Source organism: Alteribacter aurantiacus DSM 18675 (assembly GCF_000429705.1).
Taxonomy (GTDB): domain Bacteria; phylum Bacillota; class Bacilli; order Bacillales; family Salisediminibacteriaceae; genus Alteribacter; species Alteribacter aurantiacus.
Genome location: NZ_KE386941.1, coordinates 1,955,264 through 1,969,542 on the forward strand (window position 1 = coordinate 1,955,264; position 14,279 = coordinate 1,969,542).

Genomic DNA, 14,279 nt, shown 5'->3' on the forward strand with positions numbered 1-14,279 from the left:
CCCTCCTTACGCATATTTCTTTCTCCCTCTGAGACTGATAAGCAGTACTGATATAAAAAGAATGATCGTAATTAACAAAAAGTAAATCCAGGATAGTGCCGAGGCATAGCCAAACCCGGTATCGGTTCTGAACATATTATCCTGAATATGTTCAATAACCGGGTTAAGTGAAAAGATCGAATACGTCACGATCGTATAAATGAGATTAACAATGATCATCGGAAACAGACTCGGCAATGTGACTTTCCAAAAGCACTCCCAATTTGATGCACCGTCAATTTTGGCCGCTTCATAAATTTTGTCATCAATCTTCTGCAGTGCAGCGAGAAATATAAGAATCTGAACCCCGGAAAACCAAAGAATCATGATCAGGTTTTGCATCAGGTAAATCACTGTCGCTGCCAGAAAGCCTTCTCCGCTTGAGAGAAGCGTCTGAAAAACAGCGTACTCCTCAATCGAAGGAATGGAAGTAACTCCCTGATCCATCAGTTCATGAATAACCGGGCCGCTGATGATAATAACAGGGAGGAAAAAGACGGTCCTGAAAAACATTCTGAATCGTACTTTTTGGTTCAAAAGCAGAGCAATGATTAATGAAAAAACAATAATAATGGGTACAGACACGACAATTTCACGAAAAAAGATAAGCAGTTTTTGAGTAAATAACGCATCCATCCCAAAGGCATATTCATAGTTTTCAAAACTGATAAAGGTTGTCTGAATCCCCGCCGGGGTAATTCTTACATCCTGAAAGCTTAAATAAAGAGAGTACGATAGAGGCACAGCAGTAAACAGGAGGAAGCCGATCACCCACGGAAGGATAAACATGAAGCCGGTCATACTTTTACGGTTTTTCATCGACAGCTGCTTCATGACCCTTCCTCCTTATTAATTACGCCAAAGTATGATGGCTCTATGTTCACGCCGTCTACTTGAACCTGCTCACTCGTGTAATTGACCACGATTGACAGGTCATTCGAATAACCAACTTCCACAACTCCCGGTTCATGGACGGTCCTGCTTACAATCGTTTCGTTCTCCACCATGCCGAGACTTTTATGAACCTCGTCATATTGCCGGACCACTTCATCTTTCCAGTCATCAAAACGGGAAGTATATAAATGACGGGAAGGAGTGTCCACCAGTTCATTTGAAGATTTCGTTGTCAAATAGAACGAAGGATATGCGCCGAATTCAATCATTCTCAGGAGTTCTTCCTGAGGATTGTGATTAAAGTTCGAATAAGGTGCGTAGTATGGTACATGCCCTTTTAAGACGATTTGTATAAAAGGGATGGTGTCAGTGGTGAGCAGGTAGCTGGACGAATACATCGGTATATCAAGATAGCGGTCCGTATACTCCCACACATAATCGTTAGGATTATAAAAAGAAATCCCATTCATGTTTTCACTAAGGTCTGAGAACAGCTGATCATACATTCCAATCATATCGTTCCTTGAGGACGGGGCTGCTCTTGTATAGTCTGAGAAAAGAACCTGTCCACTTGTATCCACCGAAATATGCTCGATACCATGCTCCTTAAACTGTTCAATATCCTGTCCGGCATACTCTAGTGACTGACCGGGACGAAGATAAAATGAACTTTCATATCCATCTTCCTGGATAACAGGCTCCCCGCTGATCCTTCTCGCCACTTCACTTCGTCCCCCAAAGCCAGCGGCTCCTTCATAAGCTTTTGTAAAGTCAGTATAGAAAGACATCGGGACACCCATATCTTCCAGTGCAGCACGAGTATTTGTAAAGTCAGCACCGCTCCCCAGACTGCTCTCATAAGGGAATTTCGCCGGTAAAGCTCCCGTCAGCCCGCCTTCTGTCCATCCACGGTAGACAACATGGAGGGAATCTGCACCTTCCTTCTGCAGTTCCCGGACGTGGTCTTCAATATCCGTAACAGGTGTCATTGGAATAACAGTATCCCGAAGCACTCCGGCCTTTGCTTCACCACCAAGAAATTCAAGACGCACATCTACCACGTCCTCCCTGCTGTTTAAACGATCATTTTCAAACAGGTAGGATTGATACGTTTTTGCCATACCTACATAATCAGCATCCTCATCACTTAAGAATGAAATCCGCTGTGTAATATCGAAGTCATTTCTATCTTCCTGATAAGCCGTAAAACCGCTGAGGTCACGGCTGGTAGGCTGGAAGTATTCATAACGGTAATGGTATTGGGAAGTGACCCAGTAAAAATCAGTCGACACTCCTGATGGATAAGCCAGGACTTCTCCATAATGACTGCCGTCTTCCACCACGGTAATAAAGCCATTTTCACCGCTGCCGTGAACCACTCCATACACCGGGAGAGAAAGTGTGTGTGCTGGAATAACAGCAGAATCTTCCTGCTCTGACGAAAGTGTTCTTCTGTAGGCTTCATCTCTTCCATAAATATGACTGCGGAACGGGGCATCCACAACAGGCGGATTTTCTTCGAACCTTATAAGAGCACCACTGCCATCGGGAATAAATAAATACCCGTCCATACCATTTTGATGAGAGGCTCCCAAAAACGGATAAAGGCGAAGAGACAAAAGCTGTCCACTCTCTTCCTCTTCCGTTATCCCCTCCTGTGGAACGTGGACGAACAGTTCCCCATCCTGAATTTCCACATGCAGGTAGAGTTCAATACCTGCGTCTTCAAATTGAACAACCGCTTCGAATCCATGGTCCGTCATTGTGAGTTCAGAAACCGCTCCATCTGCCGCCACATTCGCAGTCTGGTTGTTGCTTCGCACATCCAGGTAATCGATCGTAACTGCCGATTGAGCCATGTTTGTCCACGTCTCATTCAACCGGTAATCATCAGGCTCATCAAGACCGGAACTCCATATATAACCGGTTTGTACGTTTTCTACTTTTATCGCCAGCGTATTTTCTTCAACATATAATCGTAACTGCTCATTTTCAGCAATCGGAATGTATCCATCAAGCGACTGGTTCGCACGCTCATTGTCCGAATCAATTTCAGGCCGGGTAAAATTATTTGAGTCAAACCTCAGATCGTGTTCGGCAAGCTCGATAATATCCTCAATTTCTTCCACTTCATCATCGCTCTGACTCATGGCATATACCTGTACAGGAATGATAATGACAGCTAAAAGTACAATTATTTTTTTAAACACGGAGAATCACCTCCTGAATAATGCTGTATACAAAACTTACGACTTGATCCATTAGAATATAGATAATAAAGAATACAAGAACCATGATTACCATCATAAAAAGGGTCACTGCAATGTTGCGGACCGTTTCAAAGAACGAATAGTCATGCACTGTTCGTATCATTGTAATTAAAATGAAGAGTGACCATCCGATGATGATTTGCATGGAAAATGTGTAAATAAACGCTTCATTCAATGTAAGGATATTTGAGATGAGCGTGATTGGTATCATTCCCACAAAAATCGGTCCAAGGGAATAAACCGTTCCAATATAAATGTCCCTGAGCCTTCCTTCTCCGTCATTGATCGTACTGACAAGGTAGTTTGCTGTAATAAATAACGCAAGGGGAATAAACAAGGTTAGAAACTCACTGAATATATTTACCGGTTCTGTCCTTATATCTGTAAAAAGAAACCCGGTTCCAAGTATCATAAACAAATACAGACCAAACAGAATTCCGTAGAGGATCGTGGCGGATAAAATGGTTCCCCGCTCAGATTCTCTTATGTAGTAGAAGCTGTCGATCGGATGTCTTAAAAAGCGGAACAGGAATAGAAGATCACTTACGAGCTTACGCTTCTTAAAGGCACTCTTTTCTTCTCTTAACGGATCGAGAATTTTCTTTTTCCGATCAGCATAGATAACAGCCGATCTGAGGAAAAACACGCCTAGAATAAGAGTAAACACCAAGCCCAAATTGCTTTGCATCCATTCGTTTCTAAGCTCCCAAAATGCATTTGAATAGCCGGTTTTATTATGGCCCTGTCTGTATTCTTCCAGAGCGTCTACATACTCCTGCTGCTTAAAGTACGCTTCTCCCATTGCCGTATGAGCCAGACCAAAGGATGAATTCAATCGCTGAACTTCATTCCAGTAATGTTCACTCTCCACATAATAGCCTTCTGCAAAAAGGGCGATTCCGCTGTGGAGCATTTCTGTAAAGGTACTTCTTTCAAAAAGCTGAACGGTTCCCCGTTCACTGTCTGTCACAAAAATTCTGCCGTAGTTATCAACGTCAACTGCAGAGGGGCTTGTAAACAACCCCATCCGGTTGGAACCATCATCCCTGCCCCCAAACCTGAACAGCAGATTTCCAAAACTGTCGTATTCATAAATACGGCCTCCACTGCTCACAACGACCATATTATTTATCGGTCCTACTGCAATATCAGTAAGCTGCCTGACACTGGAAATATCTGAATCCAGCATATTTGCGCCTGCAATATTCAGCTTTCTTATCACTTCAAAATCGGTTCCCGCAGTAACCGAGTAAACAAGTCCCTGGTCATCAAGAGCTACGTTTGTTGGAGCAGGCGGGACACGGAGAAACATTCGTTCTCTCTGTCTTTCCGTTGTAAGGAGATCCTGGATACTGGAAAGGACGCCTGTATCTGTCCGGTTTACACCGAAGTATCCGAGAAAGCCGCCTTCACGGTTCATTTGAATGATTCCGTTTGTGGATCCCTCTCCCACCACATACATATTTCCTCTTCGGTCAACAGCCACTTTTTGCGGTTTGTAGGGAGAGCGCGATCCAAACAAAGGGGATTCAGGACGCCCAAACTCTTCCTCAAGGTTTCCATCGGCTGAAAAACGAAATACTTTCTCAGCTCCATAGTCAGCAACAAAGATCTTACCTTCTTCGTCCGCATATACCCCGGTCGGCTGAACCAGGACTCCTTCGCCGATTTGCTCTACTGCCCGGCCGTTCTCATTAAAAACCGTGATGAGCTGTGTTCCTGAATCAGCAAGATAAACCTGATTTTCTTCATTCACAAAAATATCTTCCGGGCTGATCATTTCAGTTCCGCTTCCAAAAAGACCTACAGGGACATAAGCGGTCTGGGTTTCAATCATCCTTCCTTCTGCTGACAAGGTTTCTGTTTTATAAGGGACTGAAACAGAAGCAAAGGAAGCAACGGGAAAGAAAAGAAATAAGAATACCATTACGAAGCTGATTTTAACTTTACTCACTCCCTCATCCCTCCTTCTATTTAATCCCTGAATGGGCCATCGTGTTCATAACCTGGCTCTGCAGAATGATGAAAATAATTAAGTTCGGAATGAACATAATCAGAGCAGCAGCTGCAGCCATCCCTTGACCCGCCACTGTATTTCCCGAGTCATTGGCTGCCAGAGTGGACATAAAAAATGCAAAAGTCTTCAAATTTTCATCGTTTACGTACAATGTTGATGTCTCAATATTGTTCCATACCATCTGAAAGGACAAAATGGTGATTGTTGCGATTGCAGGCTTCACAAGTGGAATGATAATTTTAAGGAAAATCTGAATGTCATTGGCGCCATCTATTTTAGCTGCCTCTATCAGCTCATCAGGTATCTGATCGATAAACTGTTTTACAAGGAACAATCCAACCGGCATTGCAAGAAGCGGAAAAATGTGAACAAGAAAAGTGTCCAGTAATCCTACATTCTCTATTAGGAGATATCGTGGGATAACGACCGCAGCCGGTACAAACATTAATGCCAGCGTGTTAATTTCAAATATCGTTTTCTTTAATCTGAAGTTCTTTTTTGATAATACATAACCGGCCATGGTACTTATCAGGATTGTAAGAACAACCACTGTAAGGGTCACGGTAATACTGTTAAACAAATACCGGGAAATCGGCACACCAGTCTGACTCGTATTATTGGCCAGGTCGATAAAGTTTTGAAATGTCGGTTTTTGAACAAAAAACCGTGGTGGATATGCAAAGAGCTCATCAATCGGCTTAAATGCATGAGAGAAAATAAAGACAATCGGCATTGCCATAAAAACAGACAAAGGTATCAGAAACAAGTAAAACTTCAACTGACTTCTGTGAAACTTAGAAGGATTAATTTTAGTACCATGAAAGGAAGCCAAGGCGATCACTCCTCACTATGAATGGCTTGTCCATTTAAGTATTTTTAATCTTTCTCCCCAAACAAACGCCACGCAATTTTTGAGAAGATATAAACAAACAGTAACAACAGTACTGAAATGGCTGCGGCATAACCCATTTCATATCGAATAAATCCATAATCCTCTAAATGATTTACCATCAGCTGTCCCGAGTATTGTGGTGTCGGGTTTGCTCCGGAAAGAGCTACACCGATAGCACCAGCCTGAAACGTTCCGACGACAGCCATTACTGCTCCGAACAGCATTTGCGGCTTCATGGAAGGGATCGTGATGTAGATAATTTCCTGAAACCTGTTTCTAATCCCATCAATGTAACCTGCTTCATAAATCTCTTTGTTAATGTTTAATACACCTGAGAGCATCGCCAGAAAGCCTACTCCCATACTCCCCCAAAGGGTTACCACCATCATGATGGTCATCAGATGCTCCGGGGACTGTAAAAACTGAATCGGTTCGAACAAGACGCCGAGCGTTATGAGCAGACTGTTAAGGTATCCCGTCTGGTCCCCGCTGAATATGATCGTCCATACAACAGCCATGGCAATCCCGGCTGTCATTGATGGAGAGTAGATAATCAAAGCCAGTATCGTCCGGGGAAGCTTTGGGATCTGAGCCAGCATCCATGCAAGCAGGAATGACAGGATGTATCCTCCGGGTCCTACCACCAGAGCAAATTGGAGTGTGTTCGGTAAGACGAACTGCATGAAGACCCCGTCCTGGGTTATGACGCTTACATAGTTTGAAAGACCGATAAATGTCGGCCGTTCAATGGCGTTAAAATAGGAAAAGGACAGGTAGACAGCCGCTAATACCGGCAGGATAATGAACGTAACAAAGAATAGAATGTAAGGTGCAAGAAACATTGTTGTGCTCAAATGATTTTTATTGATTTGCATCTTCCATCCACCCCTCTACCATTTCTATTGTCGGAATTGGATACGGCCGGACAACTTCTCCGTTTTCCATGTAACCGAACTCCTCCATTTTTCTCCTCATTTCACGGTCGATATTAATTACGGCATCATCTACCGCTGACCGGGTGTTTTCCCCGTCGAAAACTACCGTGTTCCAAACATTGCTGATTTCCCGTTCCACCATATAGGTGTAAGGTGTTTTCGGAACTTCTTTCAGGTATTCCCATTGATCAAGAATCACTTCTTTATGCTCTTCAGGCCATGGAAGCTGAGCAAATGATTCAAGATTTGCAGTGTTCCACATATATTCAGGCCCGTAGGTGATCTGCAGATTTGTTGCAAATTCAGTCTGGGTCTCAGTCGACATCCACCATTTGAGAACTTCCCAGGCCGCCTCCTCTTTTTCGCTGTTTTCAAAGATCATACCGGCCTGGCCTGATCCTGTTGCCCATCTTTCCACTTCTCCGTCTTCCTTTTCAACCCCCGGGTAGAGAGCAATATCCCACCATCCTGAAATCTCAGGTGCTGCTGCTGTCAATTGAACATAAGTTTCAAAGTTTGAGATTCCAACGGGTAAGGTAGAGTATCGAAAATGGTTATAAAAGTTCGGTACTTGAAGTGGAAGACTGTAAATTGTATTTAACTCAGCCATAAATTGAATCCCTCGCAAGGAAGCATCCGAATCAATCACTGTACCGATCCCATCTTCTTCATATAAGTCACCCTGGTTCTGATAAATAAACGGTGCTGTCGCCATAAAAGGCTTAAAGGCTACTGCCCCGGCCATCGGCGTATAAAAGTTCAAACCGAAACGCTGAAGCTCAGGCAGTATATCCGTTACATCGTCCCACGTATCAGGAACCGGAATGTTCAATGCATCAAGAATATCTCTTCTGTAATAAAGAACATAGAAGTCCTGGGTTTCAGGAAAACCATAAACCCCGTCCTCCACAATTAAAGGAAGAAATGCCCCCGGGGAAAAATCAGTAATATACTCGTCAAAATCATCAAACTGTCTCAGGTCAACAGCAGAGCCACGGATCGCAAGTTCATATGGCAGCCAATTGCTGATACCGATTGCAAGATCCGGCTGACTGTTTGCGGCACTTGCAAGGATCAATTTTGACTCGTCGGGCATTAAGGAAAACTGTACTTCTATCCCTGTTTGAGGTGTAAACGTCTGATCTGCCATATGCTGCAACAGTTCCACATACTGTCTCGGACGGTTTACCCAGACTTCAAGTGTGTCTTCCTCAACATCTCCGACAGTCATGTTGCTGCTGTCCCTGAAAGAATGGAAGAAACGGGACACCGACTCTGTTGCCCTTGTTATTAATCCGGCTCTCGGCTCGGGTACATCCTGATCTCCATGGACATAAAAGCGATCCATCAACAAAGGCTGTTCCCGTAAGTCCACATTTACTGTTCCCAGGATCTGAGCTACAGACGCTGACCCTTCTGACAATTCTGTCAATCGAAAAGGAATTTCATCCGGTGATTCAGCTAGAGCCCTTAATCGTTCTGCAGCCATATCCAACTGCACAACATCTACGTATTCTGTTCCGTCTCCAATAGCAAACAGCCTTTTTTGTTCGTGTTCAAGTTCGTCTGCCCAGTCGAACAAGATTTCATCGATTTCCGGGATATACTCACTTATCCTCCACCCTCTCGCCCTGTCCAGCTGGTTTCCGGTAAGTTGCTTGATCGATAAAGTAAGAGATTCTATTTCCTGCATCATGTTTTCAATCGTCATCAGCGTCCTGTTTACCGGGGACGCATCTGCAATGAGAGTCAGTGTATTTGCACCCTCTTCCAAGTAAAACCAGTAAGGCTGACCTTCATCATTAGATAACGTTTCATTTGTCCATCGGTTGTTGTTATGAAATCGATATCCATACATTTCCTCAAAGGGCACTTCACCGTTGATGAGGACATTTCTGAAGACAGGCCCTCCATTCCCTTTGTCCTGCAGAACTTTCAGTGTGAGCTGATAAAATCCGTCTCTCTCAACTTCCACTTCCCACGTCACGCTCTGCCCGCTCTCTTTCCAGGAGTCTCCCCCAAACGTGTTTAGCAGCCTCTGGGTCGTTTCATAAGGGACAACCGAAACATCCTGACTGTTTACCGCACGGATGAAAGAACTGTTTTTATGTAAAGGGTGTTCAGCTTCCACAGTGTATTTTTGAGTCCCTTCACCTGTGTCGCCTGAGTATGCTGACAGGTAATCTTCGTAGGAGGGAGGCTCTTCAACGTGATTAATATAGACATTGCCAAGAAGCATTTCTCCCCTGATGTTTGTCAGGGTTATTTCATTTCTGCCTTCTTCCAGGTAATACTTTAATGGTTCTGCATGTAAGTAGCTCGAGTCGTTCGCTTTTACATAATGCCATTGATTGAGCATGACTTGGGAAGGAACAATCTCATTACCGTAACGGTCTTCCTCAAAATCAGAAGATTGATCCTGCCAGGTTACAGGGAATAGAATTTTTCTGCTTTCAAAGAATGGATACTCACCGTTTATTTCAACCGCACCTTCTATTGGGACAATCCCGTCTCCAAGAGGAAAATAATCAAAGGCCAGTTCATAAAGCCCTTCTTCATCGGTTTCTACTTCAATGGTGACCGACTGCTGATCCTCCCAATAGAACGTAGGTCCTCCATATTCGTGACTGTCTTCTTCAGGGAGCAAATCATCGGGGTCTGTTTCTAAAAATTCAGAAGGAGGGACAGACTGCTCAAATGGAGCAGTCCTGCCAATTCCTTCTTGTTCCCATTCATTGAGGAGTATCGAATACCTCGGTTCGGTTAATTGTTCCGCCGGCTGATCAATCAGCAGCTCTTCACCGGAAGCCTTGGTAAAAGGTGTGAGTATTAACCCTGTTATTGCTAGTGAAAAAATCCCTTTTTTCCATTTCATATTTGAATCCTCCCCAATGAATCGTGGTTATCTTTTAACGGTTAAGCGTTTCCTGTCCTTCTTCGTACTTTTCATTCGCTAAATCATTGATTTGAGAAATGTAATTCTCAATCTGAATTTCTCCTTGAATTCCTGCATCCAGGAGATTCGCAATGGTAGCGTTAGGTATTTCATCATTGAGTGATACACCTGTTGGTGCTTCCCACCGTGAATCTGTGTAACCAGGTACTGTCTTTACAGGTTCAACAATGGCATCCTCGATGTTTTCATAAGCTTCAAGTATTCCTGGAACAGCAAATCCTTCAAAGTAGACATCAAGTACTTCCTGGTCACTCGTAAGCGGCATTGTGTTTACAATTTGTCCTTCTTCCTGAGCAATTTCAAGTCGCTTCATAAAACCGTCCTTGCCGAATGTCATCCACTTGGCGAAAAGGTAGGCTTCTTCCGGATGTTCGGTAGACTGGGCAATTCCCATGTAGTCATTAACGAGTACAGGGTTCCCGTTTGGTATTCCTACAAAATCCCAGTTATAATCAAGGTTCTGGTTCATCTCAGTAATTCCCCATGTTCCATCCCACTTGAAGCCAACACCTCCGTTAATCCATACTTGTTCAGGATCCTCTCCATTGAAATTCGCCTGCTGATCTTCACTGAGCGTTTCATAAGTAAGGTTATTGGAGATTAAGGATTCAGCGAAGTTAACACCTTCGATAAATGCCCCGCTGTCCAGCTGATAACCTTCATCACTGTATGTGTACCAGCCAAGGGAGCTGTCTGCTGCAGCCGGGTACCAGTCAACAATGGACCATGGGTGATTCATTCCTGCAACACCGCCATTTACATCCGTTACATCCCGGACGAGAGAAGAAAAATCATCAAGAGGCAGTCCATATTGAGGGACATCCAGGTTCCCCTGTTCAAAGAGGTCCTCATTTATAAAGTATCCAAGAAAGTGCTGTCCCGAGGGAATCGCATAAACGGAATCATCGTATGTAACGGATTCCTGCACCGGTTCAGGGACCAATTGAAAGTCCTCGTCTGAACTTGTAAACTCTTCAATATTCATCAGCCAGTCATTCGAAAGCCCCGTTGGAATTTGAGCCAGTAAAAATACGTCCGGCATGTCACTGGCACTTGCCGCTGTGGATAACGAACCATTCCAATCTTCCGGACTGATTGATTCATCAATTTCAACTGTAATGTGTGGATACTCTTCTTCAAACGCATCAATCATCATCCGGTCAAGATTGAGTTCCTCTTCGGTCCCCAGTGCCCAGCTCGCAAATGACAACGCGACAGGCTCTCCCTCAGTATTTTCACTTCCTTCTGTATTTCCTCCAGCATCATTGTCACTGCACCCAATCGCGACTGAAGCCATTGCAACTACTGACAACCCGGTTAAAAATTTCTTCATCTTCATTTCCCCTTTCAATCTTTGTATTATTTAGATTAAAACTCTGTTAAGAGTTAACCTTAACGAAACTGATAACTACTTACACAGAGTCCCGTGGAATAAGCTCAACGCCCAAATCAGAGGTCTGTATGTTTTCTTTTTTGCCGAGCATGTCAAACAATGTTTCTGCAGCATGAATGCCCCATTGTTTTTTTGGTACATGAACTGTAGTAAGCGGAGGATTAAAATACTTGGAGATGCTCAGGTTATCAAAACCTGTTACAGCGATATCTTCCGGCACTTTAAGTCCGTGATCCTTTATGGCATTAATTGCCCCCATCGCCATCTCATCGTTAGCACATAAAAACGCTGTCGGGTATATCTCGTTTTTATTAAGATACGTATGCATGGCGTCGTAACCGCTCTTCTCTGTGAAATCTGCACGAATCAAATGATCTCTATTAAAAGGAATGTCCAGCTCCCGGGCTCTGTCTAAAAACCCTTTCAATCTCATTTCACCATCGTAGGACTCTTCCGAACCTGCCATGAAACCAAGATGGGTGTGATTTTTTGAGTTAAGATAGTCCACCACTGCCTTCGTACCTGCCTGATTAGGAAGCGTGATGTTACAAATGTGCTGGTGATCAAGCTCCCGGTCAAGAACAACCATTGGAAGCTTTTCAGAAGCTAGCTCCGTAAGCAATTCATCATCCATGTGATAATTCAGAATAATCGCACCGTCAACATTCTTTTCGATAAGAAGACGATGGCGGTCTACAGAAGCACAAACGACCATTTCATACCCCCGTGACATGACCACTTCATGTATACCTTCCATCATGCTGGTGAAAAAAGGTCCTGTGAATCCACTTAAAAACAATCCAATTGTTTCCGTTTTTTGTTTTTTAAGATTTTTCGCCATGCCATTCGGTCTGTAGCCGATTTCTTTTGCTGCTTTCAGCACTTTTTCCCGCGTTTCTTTCGTAATTAGCGAGCTGCCGTTTACAGCGTACGAAGCTGTTGTAACACTTACACTGGCCTTTTTGGCCAAATCTTTTAGTGTAGGCACAATTTCATCTCTCCTTGTTTATTCGTCGGAAACACTCATTCCCGGGTATATGTGTAGAATCGTTTAATTGAAACGTTTCAATTAGATTTGAAAAAGTCGCAAAAGGAATGTAATGAATACAATCCGTAACACTCGGTGTTGAATTGAAACGTTTCAATTAAGTGGTAAATAAAAAGTTGATATGTAATTGAAACGTTTCAATTATAAGTATAAGCCCAAATGAAAGCGATTTCAATAGTTTTCTGATTTTTTTTGCGAAATAGGGTGAAAGTTGTGGAAATTGGGTTTTAAAGAGGATTGGACCGGGAAGAAATCTCACTAGCTTTTTGTCTGCTTTGTCAACCACTTGTACAATTCTTCCTTTTTATACGTTTCAGTCCAGGCGTCATGACCAACGCCTTTATAAACCGTAAGTTTTGCGTTTCCTCCCTCATGCTGCAAAGTTTCAATAATTCTTCTTGTTTCCACCGGTGGTACAATGTCGTCATTCTCACCGTGAAACGCCCATATAGGGATACGTAAAACCTTAGGCAATTTTCTGAATAATTCCTCTGCAGAGTCCGGTTCTAAAACCCGTTTCCTTCTCATGTCCGGTATGGAAAAGCCTCCGCACACTGGAACAAAAGCAGAGAAGCGGTCTGGATTTCTCATCAAAAGGTGCCATCCTCCAATTCCGCCCATACTCATTCCTGTTAAGTATAACCGGTTTTTATCAACTGGGAGTTCTTTCACCAAACTGTCCATTAATGAATCAAGAATTGAAACGTTTGACGTCCAATAATCGCCTAAAGGACACTGGGGAGACACAACAATAAAAGGAAACTCCCGATTAGCTTCTATAATCTTTGGTATTCCGTGTACTTTAATTGTATTTAAATCATCGCCTCTCTCCCCTGCTCCATGAAGAAACAGGATCATAGGCCACTTTTCATTGTTCACCCCCTTTATATTTTCAGGGAGGTGTAGTAAATAATGAATGGTTTTACCGTTTCGGTAATATGTTTTGGGTTTTTGCACTAGTCATTGCTCCTTTATCAACTGGGATGGTGAAAAGACGGATACAACCGGGTAATGATCTGATGGATATCTTCCATTTTCATTGGCTTTTACGATCTCTGTATACTGGTGATTCAAGTCTGATGAAAAAAAGATAAAATCGATTGGTTCACCTGCGGTTTTTCCTTCGAAATTATGAAAGGTGCAACATTGCTGTCCCATGCTGGAATGGACATTCGTCAATTGCTCATTTTCGTTAAGAATGTTAAGAACAGTGTTATGCCCGCTTACATTAAAATCACCCATGAGAATTTGGGAGTTGCCTTCTTTTTTGTCTTCTTTCATTTTATTCAATAGAAGCTCGATTCCCTTTTCACGTGCCTCCTGACTTTCATGATCCAGGTGAGTATTATAGACTGACATCTGTTTGCCTGTGTGGAGGCATTCCATTCGGACCCACGTACATATCCTGGGGTAAGCAGAACCCCAGCTTTTACTTCCTTTTTTTTCTGGAGTTTCTGACAGCCAGAAAGTGTGGTGAAAACGAAGGTTGATTTTTTTCGTGTTAAAGAAAACGGCACAGTGTTCATCTTCATGGCCGCCCCTTCTTCCTTCTCCTGCGGCTTCATAGTCTGGGAGCCTCTCATTTAAATCAGATATCATATCCGCGGTGGCTTCCTGCGTCCCCATAATATCAGGTTGTAGTTTCCGAATAACGTCTGCCACAAAATCTTTACGGTGAATCCAGCTATTTTCACCATCGCTTTCAAGATCGATCCTTAAGTTAAATGTCATTACATTAAGGTCCATGTTTTCCTCCAGTCTTTGACGTCTGTTCTAATAAAAGGATTGGATTGATGGCTAAAAAGAATGCCTTGATAAAGCTCCTTCTTGCTCAT

10 protein-coding genes are annotated in these 14,279 nt (G+C 43.2%); all 10 read right to left on the bottom strand.

The window, feature by feature from the left end; genetic code table 11:
- Window positions 1-6: 6 nt before the first annotated feature.
- Window positions 7-873 carry a carbohydrate ABC transporter permease gene (locus G476_RS0113330; protein ID WP_026690539.1) on the bottom strand — a complete coding sequence of 289 codons (867 nt, stop codon included), beginning with the start codon at window positions 871-873 and terminating at the stop codon, window positions 7-9.
- The gene (locus G476_RS0113335; RefSeq protein WP_026690540.1) at window positions 870-3,143 is read right to left on the bottom strand and encodes a DUF5696 domain-containing protein; all 2,274 of its coding nucleotides are present in this window, start codon (window positions 3,141-3,143) and stop codon (window positions 870-872) included. Before G476_RS0113335 ends, G476_RS0113330 begins: the two co-directional genes overlap by 4 nt.
- The gene (locus G476_RS0113340; protein WP_026690541.1) at window positions 3,136-5,157 is read right to left on the bottom strand and encodes a YIP1 family protein; all 2,022 of its coding nucleotides are present in this window, start codon (window positions 5,155-5,157) and stop codon (window positions 3,136-3,138) included. The genes G476_RS0113335 and G476_RS0113340 overlap by 8 nt, the downstream gene beginning before the upstream one ends.
- Window positions 5,158-5,173: 16 nt before the next feature.
- Window positions 5,174-6,052, bottom strand: coding sequence for a carbohydrate ABC transporter permease (locus G476_RS0113345; RefSeq protein WP_026690542.1), 879 nt, complete (start codon window positions 6,050-6,052; stop codon window positions 5,174-5,176).
- Window positions 6,053-6,096: 44 nt separating this feature from the next.
- Window positions 6,097-6,987 carry a carbohydrate ABC transporter permease gene (locus G476_RS0113350; RefSeq protein ID WP_026690543.1) on the bottom strand — a complete coding sequence of 297 codons (891 nt, stop codon included), beginning with the start codon at window positions 6,985-6,987 and terminating at the stop codon, window positions 6,097-6,099.
- Window positions 6,974-9,922 carry an extracellular solute-binding protein gene (locus tag G476_RS22015; RefSeq protein ID WP_035186492.1) on the bottom strand — a complete coding sequence of 983 codons (2,949 nt, stop codon included), beginning with the start codon at window positions 9,920-9,922 and terminating at the stop codon, window positions 6,974-6,976. The genes G476_RS0113350 and G476_RS22015 overlap by 14 nt, the downstream gene beginning before the upstream one ends.
- Window positions 9,923-9,956: 34 nt before the next feature.
- Complete coding sequence (locus G476_RS0113360; protein WP_026690544.1) at window positions 9,957-11,336, bottom strand: ABC transporter substrate-binding protein; 1,380 nt, start codon at window positions 11,334-11,336, stop codon at window positions 9,957-9,959.
- A 79-nt stretch (window positions 11,337-11,415) separates the two neighbouring features.
- Entirely contained in the window at window positions 11,416-12,384 is a 969-nt protein-coding gene (locus G476_RS0113365) for a LacI family DNA-binding transcriptional regulator (protein WP_051314802.1), read from the bottom strand.
- A 318-nt stretch (window positions 12,385-12,702) separates the two neighbouring features.
- A complete protein-coding gene (locus tag G476_RS0113370) occupies window positions 12,703-13,401 on the bottom strand; it encodes a carboxylesterase family protein (protein WP_026690546.1) in 699 nt (232 codons plus the stop codon).
- A 3-nt stretch (window positions 13,402-13,404) separates the two neighbouring features.
- The gene (locus tag G476_RS0113375; protein ID WP_026690547.1) at window positions 13,405-14,190 is read right to left on the bottom strand and encodes an endonuclease/exonuclease/phosphatase family protein; all 786 of its coding nucleotides are present in this window, start codon (window positions 14,188-14,190) and stop codon (window positions 13,405-13,407) included.
- Window positions 14,191-14,279: the final 89 nt, after the last annotated feature.